17 protein-coding genes are annotated in these 19,269 nt (G+C 71.2%); 8 read left to right on the forward strand and 9 right to left on the reverse strand.

Annotation, left to right across the window (positions count from 1 at the left end; translation table 11 throughout):
* Positions 1-52 precede the first annotated feature (52 nt).
* Positions 53-1,816 (reverse strand): arginine--tRNA ligase, encoded by a 1,764-nt coding sequence (gene argS / locus OIE49_RS20335; protein WP_326803544.1) that lies wholly within the window; start codon positions 1,814-1,816, stop codon positions 53-55.
* Positions 1,817-2,047: 231 nt separating this feature from the next.
* On the opposite strand from argS, the gene lysS reads away from it, so the two are divergent.
* On the forward strand, positions 2,048-3,817 hold the full coding sequence (lysS, locus tag OIE49_RS20340; protein ID WP_326803545.1) for a lysine--tRNA ligase: 1,770 nt from the start codon (positions 2,048-2,050) through the stop codon (positions 3,815-3,817).
* A 73-nt stretch (positions 3,818-3,890) separates the two neighbouring features.
* Here lysS and OIE49_RS20345 read toward each other — a convergent pair whose 3' ends face one another.
* From OIE49_RS20345 to OIE49_RS20355, 3 genes are all read right to left on the reverse strand, one after another.
* The gene (locus tag OIE49_RS20345) at positions 3,891-5,261 is read right to left on the reverse strand and encodes a DUF2637 domain-containing protein (protein WP_326806285.1); all 1,371 of its coding nucleotides are present in this window, start codon (positions 5,259-5,261) and stop codon (positions 3,891-3,893) included.
* Positions 5,262-5,400: 139 nt separating this feature from the next.
* Positions 5,401-6,297 (reverse strand): DUF3558 family protein, encoded by an 897-nt coding sequence (locus OIE49_RS20350; RefSeq protein WP_326803546.1) that lies wholly within the window; start codon positions 6,295-6,297, stop codon positions 5,401-5,403.
* Positions 6,298-6,415: 118 nt separating this feature from the next.
* Complete coding sequence (locus OIE49_RS20355; protein ID WP_326803547.1) at positions 6,416-7,300, reverse strand: DUF3558 domain-containing protein; 885 nt, start codon at positions 7,298-7,300, stop codon at positions 6,416-6,418.
* Positions 7,301-7,485: 185 nt separating this feature from the next.
* Between OIE49_RS20355 and OIE49_RS20360 the strand changes: the two genes are divergently transcribed.
* Positions 7,486-8,679, forward strand: coding sequence for an RtcB family protein (locus OIE49_RS20360; RefSeq protein ID WP_326803548.1), 1,194 nt, complete (start codon positions 7,486-7,488; stop codon positions 8,677-8,679).
* A 15-nt stretch (positions 8,680-8,694) separates the two neighbouring features.
* On the opposite strand, the gene OIE49_RS20365 is transcribed toward OIE49_RS20360, so the two are convergent.
* The 3 genes from OIE49_RS20365 to OIE49_RS20375 are packed head-to-tail and all read right to left on the reverse strand — an operon-like array spanning position 8,695 to position 10,014.
* Positions 8,695-8,847 carry a hypothetical protein gene (locus tag OIE49_RS20365; RefSeq protein ID WP_326803549.1) on the reverse strand — a complete coding sequence of 51 codons (153 nt, stop codon included), beginning with the start codon at positions 8,845-8,847 and terminating at the stop codon, positions 8,695-8,697.
* Positions 8,847-9,623, reverse strand: a complete 777-nt coding sequence (locus OIE49_RS20370; RefSeq protein ID WP_326803551.1) for an SDR family oxidoreductase — start codon at positions 9,621-9,623, stop codon at positions 8,847-8,849. Before OIE49_RS20370 ends, OIE49_RS20365 begins: the two co-directional genes overlap by 1 nt.
* 52 nt (positions 9,624-9,675) lie before the next feature.
* Positions 9,676-10,014 carry a YnfA family protein gene (locus OIE49_RS20375; protein WP_100572389.1) on the reverse strand — a complete coding sequence of 113 codons (339 nt, stop codon included), beginning with the start codon at positions 10,012-10,014 and terminating at the stop codon, positions 9,676-9,678.
* Positions 10,015-10,142: 128 nt separating this feature from the next.
* Between OIE49_RS20375 and OIE49_RS20380 the strand changes: the two genes are divergently transcribed.
* The 4 genes from OIE49_RS20380 to OIE49_RS20395 all read left to right on the forward strand — a co-directional run bounded on the left by OIE49_RS20380 (position 10,143) and on the right by OIE49_RS20395 (position 14,374).
* Entirely contained in the window at positions 10,143-11,246 is a 1,104-nt protein-coding gene (locus tag OIE49_RS20380; protein WP_326803552.1) for an LLM class flavin-dependent oxidoreductase, read from the forward strand.
* An 11-nt stretch (positions 11,247-11,257) separates the two neighbouring features.
* Entirely contained in the window at positions 11,258-11,923 is a 666-nt protein-coding gene (locus OIE49_RS20385) for a CE1759 family FMN reductase (RefSeq protein ID WP_326806286.1), read from the forward strand.
* Between the two features lie 198 nt (positions 11,924-12,121).
* A complete protein-coding gene (locus OIE49_RS20390) occupies positions 12,122-12,850 on the forward strand; it encodes a response regulator transcription factor (protein ID WP_100572391.1) in 729 nt (242 codons plus the stop codon).
* Positions 12,851-14,374: a HAMP domain-containing sensor histidine kinase gene (locus OIE49_RS20395; protein WP_326803553.1), complete on the forward strand. Its 1,524-nt coding sequence runs from the start codon at positions 12,851-12,853 to the stop codon at positions 14,372-14,374.
* A 90-nt stretch (positions 14,375-14,464) separates the two neighbouring features.
* Here the strand turns inward: OIE49_RS20395 and OIE49_RS20400 are convergent, their stop codons facing one another.
* Positions 14,465-16,282, reverse strand: a complete 1,818-nt coding sequence (locus OIE49_RS20400; RefSeq protein ID WP_326803554.1) for a phosphatidylglycerol lysyltransferase domain-containing protein — start codon at positions 16,280-16,282, stop codon at positions 14,465-14,467.
* A 260-nt stretch (positions 16,283-16,542) separates the two neighbouring features.
* Positions 16,543-16,890 carry a hypothetical protein gene (locus tag OIE49_RS20405; protein ID WP_326803555.1) on the reverse strand — a complete coding sequence of 116 codons (348 nt, stop codon included), beginning with the start codon at positions 16,888-16,890 and terminating at the stop codon, positions 16,543-16,545.
* 292 nt (positions 16,891-17,182) lie between these two features.
* Between OIE49_RS20405 and OIE49_RS20410 the strand changes: the two genes are divergently transcribed.
* Positions 17,183-17,386 (forward strand): cold-shock protein, encoded by a 204-nt coding sequence (locus tag OIE49_RS20410; RefSeq protein WP_023544341.1) that lies wholly within the window; start codon positions 17,183-17,185, stop codon positions 17,384-17,386.
* Between the two features lie 89 nt (positions 17,387-17,475).
* Positions 17,476-19,215, forward strand: coding sequence for a DEAD/DEAH box helicase (locus OIE49_RS20415; RefSeq protein ID WP_326803556.1), 1,740 nt, complete (start codon positions 17,476-17,478; stop codon positions 19,213-19,215).
* Positions 19,216-19,269: the final 54 nt, after the last annotated feature.

Genomic DNA, 19,269 nt, shown 5'->3' on the forward strand with positions numbered 1-19,269 from the left:
CCGGCCCGTCGGACACGGGGCGGGGCCTGCGGCGGACGGACCGGCCGATCCGTCAGAGGCGCTCGGGCGTCCGGATGCCCAGCAGGGCCATGCCCTGGTGCAGGGTGCGGGCCGTGACGTCGCACAGGAACAGGCGGTTCTCCACCTGCTCCGGCGTCTCGGCCTTCAGCACCGGGCACTTGTCGTAGAAGGACGTGTACAAGGACGCCAACTGGTACAGGTACGCGGCCAGCTTGTGCGGGGCGTACTCCTCGGCGGACTCCCGCACCGTCTCCGCGAAGGCGTCGGCGTGCAGCCCCAACGCACGCTCCGCCTGCGTCAGTTCCAGCTCCGGGTGGGCAGCGGGCCGCACCTCTCCGGCCTTGCGCAGGATCGACTGGATCCGGGCGTAGGCGTACTGGAGGTAGACCGACGTGTCGCCGTTCAGCGAGACCATCTGGTCCAGGTCGAACTTGTAGTCCCGGTTCGCGGAGGTCGACAGGTCCGCGTACTTCACCGCGCCGATGCCCACCTGGGCACCCCGCTCGGCGATCTCCTCCTCCGTGAGGTCCTGTGCCTTCTCCCGGACGACCGCGGAGGCGCGCTCGATCGCCTCGTCGAGCAGGTCGACCAGGCGGACCGTCTCGCCCTCACGGGTCTTGAACGGCTTGCCGTCCTTGCCGAGCACCGTGCCGAACGCCAGCTGGTACGCCGTCACGTCGTCGTTCAGCCAGCCGGCCCGCCGCGCGGTCTCGAAGACCATCTTGAAGTGCAGGGACTGGCGGGCGTCCACCACGTACAGCAGGTTGTTCGCCTTGAGGTTGAAGACCCTGTCCCGGATCGCCGACAGGTCGGTGGCCGCGTAGCCGTAGCCGCCGTCGGACTTCTGGACGATCAGCGGGACCTTGTTGCCGTCCGGGCCCTTGACGTCGTCGAAGAAGACGCACAGGGCGCCCTCCGAGCGGACCGCCACGCCGGACTCCTCCAGCAGGCGGCAGGTCTCCGCGAGCATGTCGTTGTAGCCGGACTCGCCGACGATGTCCGCGTCCCGGACGTCCATGTCCAGCTTCTCGAAGACGGAGAAGAAGTAGATCTTCGACTCGTCCACGAACTTCTGCCACATGGTGACCGTGTGCGCGTCACCGGCCTGGAGGTCCACCACCCGGCGCCGGGCCCGCGTCTTGAACTCCTCGTCGGAGTCGAACAGCCTGCGCGCGGCCTTGTAGAGGCGGTCGAGGTTCGACATCGCCTCCTCGCCGCTCACGTCGGACGCCTTGTGGTCCAGCTCGTGCGGGTGCTCGTCCAGGTACTGGATGAGCATGCCGAACTGGGTGCCCCAGTCGCCGATGTGGTGCCGGCGGACCACGTTCTCGCCGGTGAACTCCAGCAACTGGACGACGGAGTCGCCGATCACCGCGGACCGCAGGTGGCCGACGTGCATCTCCTTCGCCACGTTCGGCTGGGCGTAGTCGATCACCGTGGTGCCCGGCTGCTCCGCGTACGGCACGCCGAGGCGGCCGTCGGCGTCGGCCGCCCGCGCCGCGAGGTTCTCCGTGATCGCCCGGTCGGTGACCGTGACGTTGAGGAAGCCGGGTCCCGAGACCTCGATGTCCTTGATCACGTCACCGGTGACCACGTGCCCGACGACCTGCGCCGCCAGCTCCCGCGGGTTCGCCTTCGCCCGCTTCGCCAGCGCCAGGATCCCGTTGGCCTGGAAGTCCGCCCGGTCGCTTCGTCGCAGCAGCGGGTCCGCGGCGCCGGTCTCCGGCAGGGTGGCCGAGAGGGCGGACGCGAGGCGCTGGTGGACGGAAGCGGTGAGGGACGTGACCGAGGCCATAGGAAAGGGTGCCGTTCTCCTCGTGGGGATGGATAGACAGGCCCAGTATCCCACGCGGGGCAAAGCGAATTTTCCGGTCGCCCGGCGAACCCCGGGCCGCCCGCGCCCGTCCAACGCGTTGAAAAGGCGTTTTCACGGATGCCGACCCGCCTGGGACAATGGAGCGGTCAGCCGTGCGACCGTAGCGGCTGCCCACGGAGAACCTTCAGAGAAACTTCAGGGAAAGAGGACGTGCCGATCGTGGCTCAGAGCAACGAGACCGCCGACTGGGTCTCCCGTTTCGCGGACGACGTCATCGAGGAGTCGGAGCGTCGGGCCCCGGGCAAACCGGTCGTCGTCGCGTCCGGCCTGTCGCCGTCCGGCCCCATCCACCTGGGCAACCTGCGCGAGGTCATGACCCCGCACCTCGTCGCCGACGAGATCCGCCGCCGGGGCCACGAGGTACGGCACCTGATCTCCTGGGACGACTACGACCGGTACCGCAAGGTCCCGGCCGGTGTCGCCGGCGTCGACGAGTCGTGGGCCGAGCACATCGGCAAGCCGCTGACCTCCGTCCCGGCACCCAAGGGCTCGGAGCACGCCAACTGGGCCGAGCACTTCAAGGCCGCCATGGTCACCTCGCTCGCCGAGCTGGGCGTCGAGTTCGACGGCATCAGCCAGACCGAGCAGTACACCTCGGGCGTGTACCGCGAGCAGATCCTGCACGCGATGCGGCACCGCGGCGACATCGACGCGATCCTCGCCCAGTACCGCACCAAGCCCAAGGCGGCCAAGAAGCAGCAGAAGCCCGTCGACGAGGCCGAGCTGGAGGCCGAGGAGGGCTCGGGCGCCGCCGCCGAGGACGACGGCAGCTCCGGCTCCGCCGGCTACTTCCCGTACAAGCCGTACTGCGGCAACTGCGAGAAGGACCTCACCACCGTCACCGCCTACGACGACGACTCCACCGAGCTGACCTACGCCTGCACCGCGTGCGGCTTCTCGGAGACGGTCCGGCTCAGCGAGTTCAACCGCGGCAAGCTGGTCTGGAAGGTCGACTGGCCGATGCGGTGGGCGTACGAGGGCGTGATCTTCGAGCCGAGCGGTGTCGACCACTCCTCGCCCGGGTCCTCGTTCCAGGTCGGCGGGCAGATCGTCGGGATCTTCGGCGGCAAGCAGCCGATCGGCCCGATGTACGCCTTCGTGGGCATCTCCGGCATGGCCAAGATGTCGTCCTCGCGCGGTGGCGTGCCCACCCCGGCCGACGCGCTGCAGATCATGGAGCCGCAGCTCCTGCGGTGGCTGTACGCCCGGCGCAGGCCGAACCAGTCCTTCAAGATCGCGTTCGACCAGGAGATCCAGCGCCTGTACGACGAGTGGGACAAGCTCGCCGCCAAGGTCGCTGGGGGCACCTCCCAGGCGTCAAGCACTGGGGGAAGCTCCGCCCTGCCCGGTGACGTCGCCGCGTACACGCGGGCCGTGGGCACCGCCGGCGCGGAGCTGCCGAGGACGCCGCGCCCGCTGCCGTACCGCACGCTCGCGTCCGTCGCCGACATCACCGCCGGCCACCAGGACCAGGCGCTGCGCATCCTGTCCGAACTCGACCCGGCCAACCCGCTGGACTCGCTGGACGAGGCCCGCCCGCGGTTCGACAGGGCCGAGGCGTGGATCAACACCCATGTCCCCGCCGACCAGCGCACCATCGTCCGCGAGGAGCCCGACACCGACCTGCTGAAGTCCCTCGACGAGCCCTCCCGGCAGTCCGTCGGGCTCCTGCTCGACGGCCTCGGGGACCACTGGTCGCTCGACGGGCTCACCCACCTCGTCTACGGCGTGCCCAAGGTCCAGGCCGGCTTCTCCGCCGACGCCACGCCCAAGGAGCTGCCGCCGGAGATCAAGACCGCCCAGCGGTCCTTCTTCGTGCTGCTCTACCACCTGCTCGTCGGCCGCGACACCGGTCCGCGCCTGCCCACGCTGCTGCTCGCGGTGGGGCAGGAGCGGGTGCGGGCCCTGCTCGGGCAGTAGCGGAGCACCGCGGAACGACACGACGAGGGGCCCTCATGCGAGGGCCCCTCGTTCGTGTTCCGCGGATCGCGGTTCAGGCGATGTGGTCGTCCTGCAGTTCCGCCGTGTGGCGGTTCGTGAAGCGATTGACCATGCGGTCCGCGTCGCGCTGCGCGAGTGTGACGCCGTACGTCGCCTCCACGTCGTCCTTCAGCTGGCCCGAGGTGGGGTAGCTGCCGTCTATCGACTTCTTGAAGACCAGGTAGAAGTCCTCCTCGGTCGGTTCCGGGGCGCCGCCGCCCTCTCCGAGCTCACGGGTGCGGCCCGGGCCGGAGGGGATGGGGAAGCTGCCGGTCGTCTCCGACGGGGATTCCCCGGGGAAGGGCTGCTGCTCCTCAGGGAACTGGTCCTCAGGGAACTGGTCCTGGGGGAACTGGTCCTGGGGGAACGGATCCTGGGGGAACGGGCCCTGGGGGAACGGGCCCTGGGGGAACGGGCCCTGGGGGAACTGTTCCTGCTGGTACTGCTCCTGCTCGTACCAGGCCCCGTAGTGCTCCTCGGCGTAATGAGGGTCGAAGGGCGGCTCGTAGGTGGGGTCGTAGTCGCCCTGGTACTCGATCTGCTGGGGGTTCCTGGCGTGCAGCCAGGGGTTCGCCTCCGGATCGGGAGCCGGCACCGGCGCGGCTGCGGGTGCGAGCTGTTCGGCGCGCGGAGCGGGGGCCAGCTCGGGGCGCTGCTCGCTCTGAGGCGCCGCCGGGGTGGGGGCAGGGGCGGGAGCGGGTGCCGACAGGAGCACCGGGAGTTCTATGCCCGCCGCCGCCAGGCCCTCCGGGGCCGTGGCCGACAGCGGGACGCCGTACCGGGCGAGGCGCAGCGGCATCAGGGACTCCACCGGGGCCTTGCGGCGCCAGGCGCGGCCGAAGCGGGAGCGCAACCGGGCCTGGTAGACGAGGCGTTCCTGCTCCAGCTTGATGACCTCGTCGTAGGAGCGCAGCTCCCACAGCTTCATGCGCCGCCACAGCAGGAAGGTGGGCACGGGGGAGAGCAGCCAGCGGGTCAGGCGGACGCCCTCCATGTGCTTGTCCGCCGTGATGTCCGCGATCCGGCCGATCGCGTGCCGGGCCGCCTCCACGGCGACCACGAACAGCACCGGGATCACCGCGTGCATGCCCACGCCCAGCGGGTCCGGCCAGGCGGCGGCGCCGTTGAAGGCGATCGTGGCCAGCGTCAGCAGCCACGCGGTCTGACGGAGCAGCGGGAAGGGGATCCGGATCCAGGTCAGCAGCAGATCCAGGGCGAGCAGCACACAGATGCCCGCGTCGATGCCGATCGGGAACACATAGCTGAAGTTCCCGAAGCCCTTCTTGATGGCGAGTTCACGGACGGCCGCGTACGAACCCGCGAAGCCGATACCGGCGATGATCATGGCGCCCGCGACGACAACGCCGATGAGAACGCGGTGCATCCGGGTCAGCTGTGGCGTGGCCACCCGTAACTCCCTCCCCTTGCCTGTTGTTGCGCGCAACAGGGTGGCACATCTGTGCGAGGGGTGGGGTACCGGTCCGGCTGCTTGCCCTACGGGCCGTCCGTGGGACGTCCGTGGGTCAGCCGTTGGACGCGGACTTGGACGGCGAGGCCGACTTCGCGGGGGAGTCGGACGCCGAGGGGGAAGAGGAGGGCGAGGAAGAGGACGACGAAGTGCTCGGTGCCGTGCCGCCGGACGCGCCGTTCGCCGCCGCCACCGCGGTCACCGCCTCCTTGGCGGCCTTCTCCGCGGCCTTCGCGAGGCCGTCGGCGTCCGGGGTCCTGTCACCGGCCAGACCCGCGCCGTTGTAGTCGAGGGTGACGACCACGTTCTCCACCCGCGCCACGACCGTCTGCTGCTTGAAGTCGCCTTCCTTCTTCTTCAGGTCGTAGCGCACCAGCGTGGCCTCGTCGCCCGTCCCGCCCGCCGGCTCCGACTTGACGTTCCGCGCGTCCTCCGCGTGCTGCGTGTCCTGCACCTGCCGCTGATAGAACTCCTGCGCCTGCTTCTCGCCCGAGCCGCGGGTGACGTCGGACTCGAAACGCAGCAGCGAGACGTTCAGCCAGCGGAACTGAGAGCCCTTCACCCCGTTGTTGTCCAGGCTGTTCCAGGCGCAGCCGGCCCGCGTGGAGAGGTCGCTCGACGCGCTCTCCTTGCCCTTCGAGCCCTTCGGGACCAGTTCACCGAGGGTCTTGTCCGACAGCACCTTGCACGGCTGGGGCAGCTTCCCGTACGCCGCGGCCTGCACCGTCGGCGAGGGGCTGGCGCTCGCGCTCGCGGAGCCGTTCACGTCGCCCGCCGTGGTCTTCTCGGCATCCCCACCGGAACCGGAGTTCGAGGAGGAGCAGGCCGCGGCGAGCAGCATCACGGGGACTGCCATCGCGCAGACAAGGGCGCGGTGCGGACGCCCTCCTCGCGGGGTACGCGGGGCTCGGTCTTCTCGCTGGGCTGCTCGCTGCATGGTTCCTTCGCTCATGACGCTCGTGGTTCCTGCGGTCGGATCGGGTCCGAGGGGCCACCGTACGCGGTAGGAAAGCCGTACGGTCCCACTTGTCCCACTGAGCGCGGCGGCACCGGGTGCCCCACGAGAGTCGTCAACCACCCAGAGAATCGGCCAGCCGAGCCGCCAGTTTCCTTGCGTTGTCCTGCATTTCCTTGCTGTCCGGGACGATTCCGGCGGTCGCCGGCTGCTCCTCGTAGACGATGGTCACGACGACGTTGGACGTGCGGAACGCCACAGTCACGGTGCGCTGCCTGGCGGTCGAACCGGCGTTGCCGAGCGCGTCGTCGACGAACGCCTCGTCGCCGAGGTCGCTCAGGACCCGGGGCTGGAGATCGGGCGGGGTGGCATCGCCGGAGGCGGACGCGGAGGAGGAGGGGGAATCGGGGGACGACGACGAGGACGACGAGGACGACGGGGAAGGCGAGGAGGACGAGGAGGACGAGGAGGACGACGGGGTGCTGCCGGAGCCGGCGTCGGAGCCGGACTGGGACTCGCTCGTGGAGGCGGAGCTCTCGGCGGCGGTCGGCTCGGGAAGGTGCGCGGCTTCCCGCTTGGCGGCGAACACCGACTGGGCCTGGTCGTCGTCGCTGACGGTGTTGTCGTAGGAGACGACGCGCTCGAAGTCGACGTAGAGGTGGTCGGTGGCGTCCGAGGAGTCCACCTTCCAGCGGCATCCGACCTTGCGGTCGGTGTCGTAGGTGAGCGTCGCCTGGCCCTCGTAGGCCTTGTCCCGCTGGTCCACGTCCATGATCTGCTTGATGCCGGGCAGCAGCGAGTCGAGGGTGTTGTGACCGACCGCGTGGCAGGCCTCCGGAAGCGTCCGGTACCGGCCCGGCTGGGCCGCCGCGGTCGTCGCCTCGGAGCCGCCGGGGTTGGCGTTGTCCGCCCCGCCGTCACTCGACGAACCACCGGTGCAGCCGCCCAGCAGCAGCGCCGCGAGCGCGGCAGCGCCGGGTACGTACGCCTTCCGCAGCACGGTCAGGCTCCTCTCGTTCTCGACGGCCCCGCTGGTTATTCGCTTGCCGGGCGGGGGCGCACTCCGGAGACAATGTGTATCGCACGCACTGCCGTGGACGCCGGTCCGTTGCCCTGTTTCGTAGACCTTGGCGCCGGTATTGCGTTTCCGTACTTCCATGCTGTTTTCCGGGGGATGAGGCCGATATGTCGTATGTGGAGATGCCGGGCGCGAAGGTCCCGATCCGCATGTGGACCGACCCGGCGACGGTCGAGAACGTGGCGATGCAGCAGCTCCGGAACGTCGCGACCCTTCCCTGGATCAAGGGCCTCGCCGTCATGCCGGACGTGCACTACGGCAAGGGCGCGACGGTCGGCTCGGTCATCGCGATGCGGGGCGCGGTCTGCCCGGCGGCGGTGGGCGTGGACATCGGCTGCGGAATGTCGGCGGTGAAGACGTCACTGACGGCGAACGACCTCCCCGGTGACCTGTCCCGCCTCCGCTCGAAGATCGAGCAGGCGATCCCGGTGGGCCGCGGCATGCACGACGACCCCGTCGACCCGGGCCACTTCCACGGCCTGCCGACCGCGGGCTGGGACGGGTTCTGGGGGCGGTTCGACGGGGTGGCGGAGAGCGTCAGATTCCGTCAGGAGCGCGCCGCGAAGCAGATGGGAACGCTTGGCGGGGGCAACCACTTCGTTGAAGTCTGTATCGATGAGTCCCAGTCGGTGTGGCTCATGCTGCACTCCGGCTCCCGCAACATCGGCAAGGAACTGGCCGAGCACCACATCGGCGTGGCCCAGAAGCTTTCGTACAACCAGGGCCTGGTCGATCGCGACCTCGCTGTCTTCGTGGCGGACACACCGCAGATGGCGGCGTACGAGCACGACCTGTACTGGGCCCAGGAGTACGCGAGGTACAACCGCGCGATCATGATGGCGCTCCTGAAGGGCGTGATCCGCAGGGAGTTCAAGAAGGCGAAGGTGACCTTCGAACCCGAGGTGAGCTGCCACCACAACTACGTGAACCGTGAGCGCTACGAGGGCATGGACCTCCTCGTCACGCGCAAGGGAGCGATCAGTGCCAGGGCTGGGGAGTACGGCATCATCCCGGGCTCCATGGGCACCGGCTCGTACATCGTCAAGGGCCTCGGGAACGAGAAGTCCTTCAACTCCGCGTCGCACGGCGCCGGCCGGCGCATGAGCCGCAACGCCGCCAAGCGCCGCTTCTCCACGAGGGACCTGGAGGAGCAGACGCAGGGAGTGGAGTGCCGCAAGGATTCCGGCGTCGTGGACGAGATCCCGGGCGCCTACAAGCCGATCGAGCAGGTCATCGACCAGCAGAGGGACCTCGTGGAGGTCGTCGCAAAGCTGAAGCAGGTCGTCTGCGTCAAGGGTTGAGGCGCGGCTGTACGGCTACTTCGCGTGCCGGACCGCGTAGATCATGACGAAGGCGACCACGTGGATGCCGAAGAGGAAGTAGCCGAGGTAGTACCAGACGTAGCGTTCGCGCTTCTTCTCCAGGGCGAGGCGGGCGCGTTCCGGGTCCCGGTCGCCGTCGTCGGTCATCACTGCTCCCGGTGGACCTTGGTGTTCGACGCCTGGGCTCGGGGGCGGACGACCAGGAGGTCGATGTTGACGTGGCTGGGGCGGGTGACCGCCCAGGTGATGGTGTCGGCCACGTCGTCGGCCGTCAGGGGGTCGGCCACACCGGCGTAGACCTTGTCGGCCTTCTCCCGGTCGCCGCCGAAGCGGGTGAGGGCGAACTCCTCCGTCCTGACCATGCCGGGGGCGACCTCGATGACCCGGACCGGCCTGCCGACGATCTCCAGGCGGAGGGTCTCGGCGAGGACATGGGCGCCGTGCTTGGCGGCGACGTAGCCACCGCCACCCTCGTAGGTGCCGTGGCCCGCGGTGGAGGAGACCACGACCACCGTGCCGTCGCCGCTGGCCTCCAGCTTGGGCAGCAGGGCCTGGATGAGGTTGAGGGTGCCGAGGACGTTCGTCTCGTACATCGTGCGCCAGTCGGCCGGGTCGCCGGTGGCGACGGGGTCGGCGCCCAGTGCCCCGCCCGCGTTGTTGACCAGGACGCCGACGGCCTTGAAGGCCGTGGCGAACTCGTCCACCGCGGCGCGGTCGGTGACGTCGAGCTGGTAGGCGGTGGCGGAGTGGCCCGCCGCGTTGATCTCCTCGGCCAGCGCCTCGATGCGGTCCTTGCGGCGGGCGGTCAGGACGACCCGGTACCCGGCGGCCGCGAGCTGCCGGGCCGTGGCGGCGCCGATGCCGCTGCTCGCACCGGTCACGACGGCGATGCGGGAGGCGGCGGACGGGGCGGCGGTGGCCATGGCTGCTCCTCGGGGCGGAGTGTGATGCGTTCGCCCCCAGCCTAGGTGAACGTCAGCCGCCGTTCCGTGGCGCCCACATGATCACGGCCATGCCCGCCAGGCAGATCAGCACGCCGGTCACGTCCCAGCGGTCGGGCCGGTAGCCGTCGGCTGCCATGCCCCACAGGATCGAGCCGGCGACGAAGATCCCGCCGTAGGCGGCGAGGACGCGGCCGAAGTGGGCGTCGGGCTGGAAGGTGGCGACGAAGCCGTACGCGCCCAGCGCGAGGACGCCGCCCGCGGCCCACATCCAGCCGCGGTGCTCGCGCACGCCCTGCCAGACCAGCCAGGCGCCGCCGATCTCGAACAGCGCGGCGACGACGAAGAGGGCGGCGGAGCGAAGGATCAGCATGGGGGCAGCCTCGCACGGAGCACTCCGCCCCCTCCGCGGGGAGGGGGCCGGGCCCGGCGGAATACTTCCGGGGCGGGGACCGTTGGGCGGGTATAGTTGAACCGTCAACAAATGGAGGGTGAGTGGCCATGCAGTTCGGGATCTTCAGCGTCGGTGACGTCACGCCGGACCCCACCACGGGGCGTACGCCGACCGAGCGCGAGCGGATCAAGGCCATGGTCGCCATCGCGCTGAAGGCCGAGGAGGCCGGCCTGGACGTCTTCGCGACCGGTGAGCACCACAACCCGCCGTTCGTGCCGTCGTCCCCGACCACCATGCTCGGCTACATAGCCGCCCGGACGGAGCGGCTGATCCTGTCCACCTCCACCACCCTGATCACCACCAACGACCCGGTGAAGATCGCCGAGGACTTCGCGATGCTCCAGCACCTGGCCGACGGCCGGGTGGACCTGATGATGGGCCGCGGCAACACCGGACCGGTCTACCCCTGGTTCGGACAGGACATCCGCCAGGGCGTCAACCTCGCCATCGAGAACTACGCCCTGCTGCACCGCCTGTGGCGCGAGGACGTCGTCGACTGGGAAGGAAAGTTCCGCACGCCGCTGCAGGGCTTCACCTCCACGCCCCGCCCGCTGGACGGCGTACCGCCCTTCGTCTGGCACGGCTCCATCCGCTCCCCGGAGATCGCCGAGCAGGCGGCGTACTACGGCGACGGCTTCTTCCACAACAACATCTTCTGGCCGGCCGACCACACCAAGCGGATGGTCGAGCTGTACCGGTCCCGGTACGCGCACTACGGGCACGGCACGCCCGAGCAGGCGATCGTCGGGCTCGGCGGCCAGGTGTTCATGCGGAGGAACTCCCAGGACGCGGTGCGCGAGTTCCGCCCCTACTTCGACAACGCCCCGGTCTACGGCCACGGGCCCTCCCTGGAGGACTTCACCTCCCAGACCCCGCTGACCGTCGGCTCCCCGCAGCAGGTCATCGAGAAGACCCTGTCCTTCCGCGAGTACGCCGGCGACTACCAGCGCCAACTGTTCCTGATGGACCACGCGGGCCTGCCCCTGAAGACCGTGCTGGAGCAGATCGACATGCTCGGCGAGGAGGTCGTTCCGGTGCTGCGCGAGGAGTTCGCCAAGGGCCGCCCGGCGGACGTGCCGGACGCGCCGAACCACGGCTCCCTGTCGGCCGCCGACCGCTCCGGGAACGAGGAAGAGGTGACCACCGCGTGAACGAGCACCGCATGAACCTCGTCGTCGTCTCGGCGGGACTGAGCGTCCCGTCCTCCACCCGGCTGCTGGCCGACCGGCTGGCGGCCGCGACCGCCGAGCACGCCGCGGTGGACACGCGCGTGATCGAACTGCGGGACCTGGCCGTGGAGATCGCGCACAACTTCACGGGCGGCTTCCCCGGCCCGGCCCTGGCGGACGCGCTGGACGCGGTCGCGGAGGCGGACGGGCTGATCGTCGTCACGCCGGTGTTCTCCGCCTCCTACAGCGGACTGTTCAAGTCCTTCTTCGACGTGCTCGGGGTACGGGACCCGAACGCGCCGGCCGGCAAGCCGGTGCTGATCGCCGCGACCGGCGGTACCGCCCGGCACTCCCTGGTCCTCGACCACGCGCTGCGCCCGCTCTTCGCGTACCTGAAGGCCGTCGTCGTCCCCACCGGCGTCTACGCCGCCTCGGAGGACTGGGGCGCCGAGGGCCTGCCCGAGCGGATCGGGCGGGCGGCGAAGGAGCTGGCGGCGCTGATGACGGGGCTGTCGGCGGTACGGCGGCCGGAGGAGATCGCCGTGCCGAAGCAGATCGCCGCGCCGGAGCAGGCCGCGCCCCCGCAGGCCGCGCCCGCGCAGGCCGGCGTTTTCACGGTCGTGCCGTTCGAGGAGCAGCTGGCCGCGCTGCGGAGGTGACACGTATCCGCTGCTCGCGCGGGCCGCGGCCGGACCGGCCCGCCGACGACGGGGACGACGGGGACGACGGGGACGACGGGTGAGAGGACGGTAGGCGGCCCGTCGCCTTGCCTCCGAGTCGGTGAGAGGCGGGTAAAAAGGGTGATCGTAGGCCCATTCGTCTCGGTCGCGGGCCCGCGTCCTTGGCAGACTGGACGGGTGCCTCAGACTGTGCTCCTCGCCGAAGACGACCGTGCCATCCGTCACGCCCTGGAGCGTGCCCTGACGCTGGAGGGCTACGACGTGACGGCGGTCGCCGACGGCGTCGAGGCACTCGCCCACGCCCACAAGAGTCCGCCGGACGTCCTCCTCCTCGACGTGATGATGCCGGGCATCGACGGACTCCAGGTCTGCCGGGTGCTGCGCGCCGAGGGCGACCGCACTCCGATCCTCATGCTCACCGCCCTGGTGGAGACCGCCGACCGGATCGCCGGCCTGGACGCCGGCGCCGACGACTACGTCGTCAAGCCGTTCGACGTCGAGGAGGTCTTCGCCCGGCTGCGCGCCCTGCTGCGCCGCACCAGCCCGGTCGCGGTGGGCGCGGGTGGCGCGGGGGACGTACCGGCGAAGGAGCCGCAGGTGCCCGAGCGGCAGATCGAGGCGGCCGGGATCCGCATGGACCTCCAGGCCCGCCGGGTGTGGCGGGGCACGCGTGAGCTGGAGCTGACCCGCACCGAGTTCGAACTCCTCGAACTGCTCGTCCGCAACGCCGGGATCGTGCTGGACCACTCCACCATCTACGACCGCATCTGGGGCTACGACTTCGGCCCCGGCTCCAAGAACCTCGCCGTCTACGTCGGCTACCTGCGCCGCAAGCTCGACGAGCCGAACGCGCCGCAGCTCATCCACACCGTCCGAGGCGTGGGCTACGTGCTCCGGGAGGACTGAGTGGGCCGTCTCGCGCGGCTGCTGGACAGACCGCGGCCCCGGCTGTCGTCGCTGCGGACCACGTTCGCGGTGTCGTTCGCCGCGGTGACCGCGGCTGTCACCGTCCTTGTCGGCATCCTGTCGTACAACTCCGCCGCCCGGCTGGTGCGGGTGGACCAGCAGTCGGTGTTCACGCAGGTCGTGCAGGACGTACGGGACGAGGTGCGGCGCTACCAGCTGATGCCCGCGGACTTCACCTCCTCCCGTCCCGGGCACGAACTGGTCCGGCCCAACCGCACCAACGTCCAGGTGCTCGGCGCCCACGGCGAGATCGTCGACCACGGCACTCCGCCGCTGCCCGTGACCGCCGGGGACAAGTCCGTCGCCGCCGCCGCCAAGGCCGGCAGGGCCGTCGAGTACAAGGACGTGCGCGTCGGGGGCGAGGTGTACCGGGTCGCGACGGTCGCCCTCGGCAGCGGCCACGGCGCCGTGCAGGTCGCCCAGGAGTTCAGCGACACGGAGGACCTGCTGCACGCGCTCCAGCAGCGCACGCTGATCCTGATGGTCGCCGTGGTGGTCGCGGCCGGTCTGTGCGGCTGGTGGCTGGCCCGCCGCATCACACGCCGGCTGGTGATCCTCACCTCAGCCGCCGAGGGCGTCGCCCGCACCCGGCGGCTCGGCGTCGAGGTGCCCGTCACCGGCTACGACGAGGTGGGCCGTCTCGGCCGCTCCTTCGACCGCATGCTGGGCCGGCTCGCCCAGTCCGAGGAGGACCAGCGCCGCCTGGTCCAGGACGCGGGCCACGAGCTGCGGACCCCGCTGACCTCCCTGCGCACCAACATCTCCCTGCTGCGCCGCATCGACGAACTGCCGCCCGCCACCCGCGAGGAACTGGTCGCCGACCTGACCCAGGAGGCCCGCGAGCTGACCGACCTGGTCAACGAACTGGTCGACCTCGCGGCCGGTCAGTCCGACACCGAGCCCGTGCAGCGGGTCGACGTCGCCGACATCGCCTGGGACGTCGCGGGACTGGCGCGTCGGCGCAGCGGACGCGACATCGTGGTCCGCTCCAGCGGCGACACCACGATCCAGGGCCGGCCGGGCATGCTCCAGCGGGCCATGTCCAACCTCGTGGAGAACGCCACCAAGTTCGACAGCGAGGGCAAGGCGCCCATCGAGATCGCCGTCGCCGGGCCCGCCCTCCCCCAAGCTCTCGGCTTCGCTCGAGCAGGGGGGACCCCCACGGGCCTGGTCCGCGTCGAGGTCCTCGACCGCGGGCCCGGTATCGCCGCGGGCGATCTGATACGTGTCTTCGACCGTTTCTACCGCGCCGCCGACGCCCGTTCCCTGCCCGGTTCCGGCCTCGGTCTGTCCATCGTCCGCGAGGTGGCTCTGGCTCATGGTGGCGCGCCGTTCGCCTTCCGCCGTGAGGGCGGCGGATCGGTGATCGGGTTCACGGCGGGAGCGGAACGGGGCCACCAGGACAGGGGCGGGACGGCGAACGGGTCCCATGGCCCGGGCCGGGACGGGGGCCGCGGGGCCTGAGACGGGACACCCGCGGGGGACGGGGACAGCCGACGGGATCCGACCTCCGGAAGGCGTGCCGCCCAGGAAGTCGTGTCGGCCGTGTGTCTGTCAGGAAGGCGTGTCGGCGTACTCCCCGGCGGGCCGGGACTCCCTGCGGCGGGTGAGGGACGGCAGGGCGGGCGGGGTGAGGAAGCCCTCGGCGCGGGCGCTGGCGAGGCCGATGCGCGGGATGTCGCTGCTCTTGGCGAACAGCAGGAAGCGGGGCTCCCAGACCGGCCGGTACTTGGCGTTGGCGCGGTACAGCGACTCGATCTGCCACCAGCGGGAGAAGAAGGTGAGCACCGAGCGCCACAGCCGCAGCACCGGCCCGGCGCCGAGCCGCGCCCCGCGTTCGAAGACCGAGCGGAACATGGCGAAGTTCAGCGACACTCGCCGCACCCCGAACTCCCCGGCGCGCAGCAGCAGTTCGACCACCATGAACTCCATCAGGCCGTTCTCGCCGTCGCGGTCGCGGCGCATCAGGTCCAGCGAAAGCCCGTGCTCGCCCCACGGGACGAAGCTCAGCAGCGCCCGCGGCACCCCGTTGGCGTCCCGGCACTCCAGCATCACGCAGCGGCCGTCGGCCGGATCGCCCAGCCGTCCCAGCGCCATGGAGAAGCCGCGCTCGGTGGCGCCGTCGCGCCAGCGGTCGGCGCGTTCGACGAGCAGGGACATCTCCTCGTCGGGGATGTCCTCGTGCCGGCGGACGCACACGGTGTAGCCGGCCCGGCGGACCCGGTTGTGGGCCTGCCGCACGACGCGCATGGCGCGGCCCTCCAGACTGAAGTCGGCGACGTCGACGACGGCCTCGTCGCCGAGTTCGAGGGCGTCCAGGCCGTGCCGGGCGTAGATCGTGCCGGCCTCCTCGCTCGCGCCCATCACGGCGGGCGTCCAGGCGTGCCGGCGTGCCTCGGCCAGCCAGGCGTCGATGGCGCCGGGCCATGCCTCCGGGTCGCCGATGGGGTCGCCGGAGGCCAGGCTGACCCCGCCGACGACGCGGTAGGCGACGGCGGCCTTGCCGGTGGGGGAGAAGATCGCGGCCTTGTCGCGGCGGAGCGCGAAGTAGCCGAGGGAGTCCCGTTCGCCGTGCCTGTCGAGCAGTTCGCGCAGCCGCTTCTCGTCCTCCTCGCCGAGCAGGGCGCGGCCGCGCGGGGAGCGGAAGCAGGCGTACAGGACGAGCAGGAACGTCGCCGCCATCGAGACGTTGATGGTGATGTCGACCCAGTGGGGCACGTGCACGGCCGGGACGCGCTCGGCGAGCGGGCCGACGCTGACGCCGCGCAGCAGGACGTAGACGATCCGCTGGGCCAGGGAGGCGCCGCCGTGTGCCTTGTTGGTGGCGTCCACCAGCAAGGTGCCGAGGCCCGCGCTGACGAGGAGGCCGCAGGCGCCGACGGCGAGGGCGAGTCTCGGGTTGGAGCGGTCGCCGACGGCGTGGAACTCGCGCCGGCCGATCAGCAGCGCGGTCACGAAGAGGCCGGTGAGCGCGGCGGAGACCCAGTTGAAGACGTGGTCGTTGAACCGGTCCTGGGTCAGCGCGAGGACGTAGAGGGCGAACAGGGGCCCGGCGAGAAGCATGTTGAACGCCCAGGCGGCCCGTTTGCGGCGCCGCATCACCACGGCGAGGAACAGCGCGAGGGCCGCGGAGACCAGGCCGGCGGTGGCCAGGTACGGAGTGAAGAACTCACCGCCGTTGTGCTCGTGGACCTCCTCGCGGAACGGCAGCGAGAGCACCGCGACGATGTTGAGCACCGCGAGCAGCCGCAGGTACCAGACGGTGGCGGCGGCGGCCCGCTCCCGTGGCCGGAGGCCCGGCGAGGGACGTGTGGAGGCGTCGGCGGCACGCTGGGCGGGAACGACGGGAGACTGCGGCTGCTGTGCGGGCATGGGTGACACGTCACCTCGGAGCGGGCCGGGCAAACCGGCGGGGACGGAACCGGCGGGGGCCAGGGGACCCAGGGGGACAGCCGGACGGACGAGCGGCCGTACGTCCATGGCGATGGCGCCGACCCTACGGTCTGTAGGGTAACGGGGCCGGGTCGGCTCCTTGTCCGTTGTGCGTACGGAAAAGGTAAGGAAAGGGAACGAAGGCGCGGGGCGGTGCGGGACCGGGGCCCGCGCGGTGGTGATCGGGGTGCGGCCGGTCCCTAGTCGGTGGGAAGCGAGGCCCGTGCGCGCCGGGCCTCGGCGGGAGCGCGGCGCGGTCCGCCGCCCGCGGCCGCGCGTCTGCGGGACGCCGTCAGCAGCCACGCCAGGTTGCCCACCGCCGCACCGGCCGCCACCGTGGCCACGATCACCCCGGCCGTGGCGAAACCGGCCCGGAACAGCCGCGGCCGCGGGTTGAGGCTGTGCAGCCCGAAGCCGCACAGCAGATAGACCCCGACGGCGGCGGCGGTGAGACTGACGACGAGCAGGGCGACGGTCGGCCCGAGCCCGCCCTGCGCGTTCTCCCCGGGCGAAGCACCGGGCCGCCCCGTAGCGCGTGCTTCCTGCATGGGTCCCCCGTCGATGGTTGAATGGCGAGCCGACCCCCTACAGTACGTAGGGCCGCTGCCGGAGGGAAACCCGTTCGGTCACCGGCCGTGCCCGACCGCAACGCCATCGTCACCTTCGGTCGTGCCCCACTGCTCCGGACGGGGTCCGCCGGACTGTGCTACCGTTTTGGTGTTGCAGTTGTGGTACCCATGAACCTATGTGCGCCTGACGGGAATGTTTCTCTCTCACAGGCGCATTATTTGTTTTCCCGGCATCTCCGGATGGGGCCTCTGCCTACAGAAGGAGAAAGTCATGGCACAGGGAACCGTGAAGTGGTTCAACGCCGAAAAGGGTTTCGGCTTCATCCAGCAGGACGGCGGCGGCCCCGACGTCTTCGCCCACTACTCGAACATCGCGACCCAGGGCTTCCGTGAGCTCCAGGAGGGTCAGCGGGTCTCGTTCGACGTCACGCAGGGCCAGAAGGGCCCGCAGGCGGAGAACATCGTCCCCGCCTGATCGCCGGGCGCGTATCTGCTCACCGGGGTCGGCACCGACATGGTGCGGACCCCGGTTTGTGCTGTTTCGAGGAAGGCAGACTCCACCGCATGTCCCGCAGACCCCAGAAGCCGAACAACCGGCGCGCCTCGTCCCGTCCGTCGTCGCCCTCGTCGCCGTCCGCGCCGAGGGAGTTCCGGCTGCCGGAGAGTACGACACCCGCTCTTCCCGCCGTCGAGGACTTCGCCGCTCTGGACATGCCCGCGGAGCTGCTGAAGACCCTCACCGCGCAGGGCGTGACCGCGCCCTTCCCCATCCAGGCCGCCACGCTCCCCAACTCCCTCGCGGGACGTGACCTCTTGGGGCGTGGGCGCACCGGCTCCGGCAAGACGCTCGCGTTCGGGCTGGCGCTCCTCGGGCGTACGGCCGGACTGCGCGCGCAGCCCAAGGCGCCCCTCGCGCTCGTGCTGGTGCCCACCCGTGAACTCGCCCAGCAGGTCACGGACGCGCTGACCCCCTACGCGGCGGCGGTCGACGTCCGGCTCGCCACCGTGGTCGGCGGGCTGTCCATCACGAAGCAGGCCGGTGCGCTGCGGCGCGGCGCCGAGGTGCTCGTGGCGACCCCCGGCCGGCTCAACGACCTCGTGGAGCGCGGGGACTGCGTACTCGACGGCGTACGCATCACCGTGCTGGACGAGGCCGACCAGATGACCGACATGGGCTTCCTGCCGCAGATCACCAAGCTGATCCAGCAGGTACGGCCCGACGGGCAGCGCATGCTCTTCTCGGCCACCCTGGACCGCAACATCGACCGCCTGGTGCAGCGGTTCCTGACCGACCCGGTGGTGCACTCCGTGGACCCGTCGGCGGGCGCGGTGACGACCATGGAGCACCACGTGCTCCACGTCCAGGACGAGAGCGACAAGAAGGCGGTCACCACGCGCATCGCGGCCCGTGACGGCCGGGTCATCCTCTTCCTCGACACCAAGAGGTCCGCCGACCGGCTGGCCAAGCGCCTCCTCGCCGTCGGTGTCCGCGCGGCGGCACTGCACGGCGGCCGCTCCCAGCCGCAGCGCAACCGCACCCTGGAGCAGTTCAAGAACGGCCAGGTCACCGCGTTGGTGGCGACGAACGTCGCGGCCCGGGGCATACACGTCGACGACCTCGACCTCGTGGTGAACGTCGATCCTCCGACCGACCACAAGGACTACGTCCACCGGGGCGGCCGCACGGCTCGCGCCGGCGGTTCCGGCAGCGTGGTCACGCTCGTCCTGCCCGACCAGAAGCGGGATGTCACCCGGCTCATGTCGGACGCGGGCATCCGCCCCCGGACGGCGAGCATCAAGTCGAGCGACGCGGAGCTGGCCACCCTCACGGGCGCCCGCGAGCCGTCCGGCGTGGCCGTCACCATCGAGATCCCCCAGCCCGCGACGCCGGCATCCGGCGCCGACCGCAAGACCGCCGCGGAACCCGGCAGGCGGCCCAGCCGCCGACGCCGGAACGGCGGCGGGAGCGGGTCGGGTCGCGGCGGTGCCGCCAGTGCGGGCGGCCGTGCCTCGGCCGGTGCGGCCGGTGGTGCCTCCGCGTCGGGGTCGGGCGGGCGCGGTGGCGCCGGCCGCCGGGCGGGAGCAGGCGCGGCCAAGGGCGGCGCCGCCGGTACGGGCGGGCGCGGTTCCTCCGCGGCCGGTGGCCGCGGTTCCGACCGCCGGACCGCGACCGGCTCGGGCTCAGGGTCCGCCTCCGGTACGCCGGCCCGCGGTTCCGGCCGCCGCCCGGCAGCCGGCGGGAACACGCGCGGCTCGTCCGGCACCGGCGGCCGGGGCTCCGAGCGCCGGGGCTCCGCCGGCTAGTACGACGCCTCCCGCCGGCCGTCGATCCCGGCGACCAGTGCCTCGACGCGGACC

It is taken from the genome of Streptomyces sp. NBC_01788, assembly GCF_035917575.1.
GTDB lineage: Bacteria > Actinomycetota > Actinomycetes > Streptomycetales > Streptomycetaceae > Streptomyces.

Coding starts and splice junctions, on each gene's coding strand:
- argS (WP_326803544.1), bottom strand. CDS start 1,816: ATGGCCTCGGTCACGTCCCTCACCGCTTCCGTCCACCAGCGCCTCGCG.
- OIE49_RS20345 (WP_326806285.1), bottom strand. CDS start 5,261: ATGCACCGCGTTCTCATCGGCGTTGTCGTCGCGGGCGCCATGATCATC.
- OIE49_RS20350 (WP_326803546.1), bottom strand. CDS start 6,297: ATGAGCGAAGGAACCATGCAGCGAGCAGCCCAGCGAGAAGACCGAGCC.
- OIE49_RS20360 (WP_326803548.1), top strand. CDS start 7,486: ATGTCGTATGTGGAGATGCCGGGCGCGAAGGTCCCGATCCGCATGTGG.
- OIE49_RS20365 (WP_326803549.1), bottom strand. CDS start 8,847: ATGACCGACGACGGCGACCGGGACCCGGAACGCGCCCGCCTCGCCCTG.
- OIE49_RS20370 (WP_326803551.1), bottom strand. CDS start 9,623: ATGGCCACCGCCGCCCCGTCCGCCGCCTCCCGCATCGCCGTCGTGACC.
- OIE49_RS20375 (WP_100572389.1), bottom strand. CDS start 10,014: ATGCTGATCCTTCGCTCCGCCGCCCTCTTCGTCGTCGCCGCGCTGTTC.
- OIE49_RS20380 (WP_326803552.1), top strand. CDS start 10,143: ATGCAGTTCGGGATCTTCAGCGTCGGTGACGTCACGCCGGACCCCACC.
- OIE49_RS20385 (WP_326806286.1), top strand. CDS start 11,258: ATGAACCTCGTCGTCGTCTCGGCGGGACTGAGCGTCCCGTCCTCCACC.
- OIE49_RS20400 (WP_326803554.1), bottom strand. CDS start 16,282: ATGCCCGCACAGCAGCCGCAGTCTCCCGTCGTTCCCGCCCAGCGTGCC.
- OIE49_RS20405 (WP_326803555.1), bottom strand. CDS start 16,890: ATGCAGGAAGCACGCGCTACGGGGCGGCCCGGTGCTTCGCCCGGGGAG.
- OIE49_RS20410 (WP_023544341.1), top strand. CDS start 17,183: ATGGCACAGGGAACCGTGAAGTGGTTCAACGCCGAAAAGGGTTTCGGC.
- OIE49_RS20415 (WP_326803556.1), top strand. CDS start 17,476: ATGTCCCGCAGACCCCAGAAGCCGAACAACCGGCGCGCCTCGTCCCGT.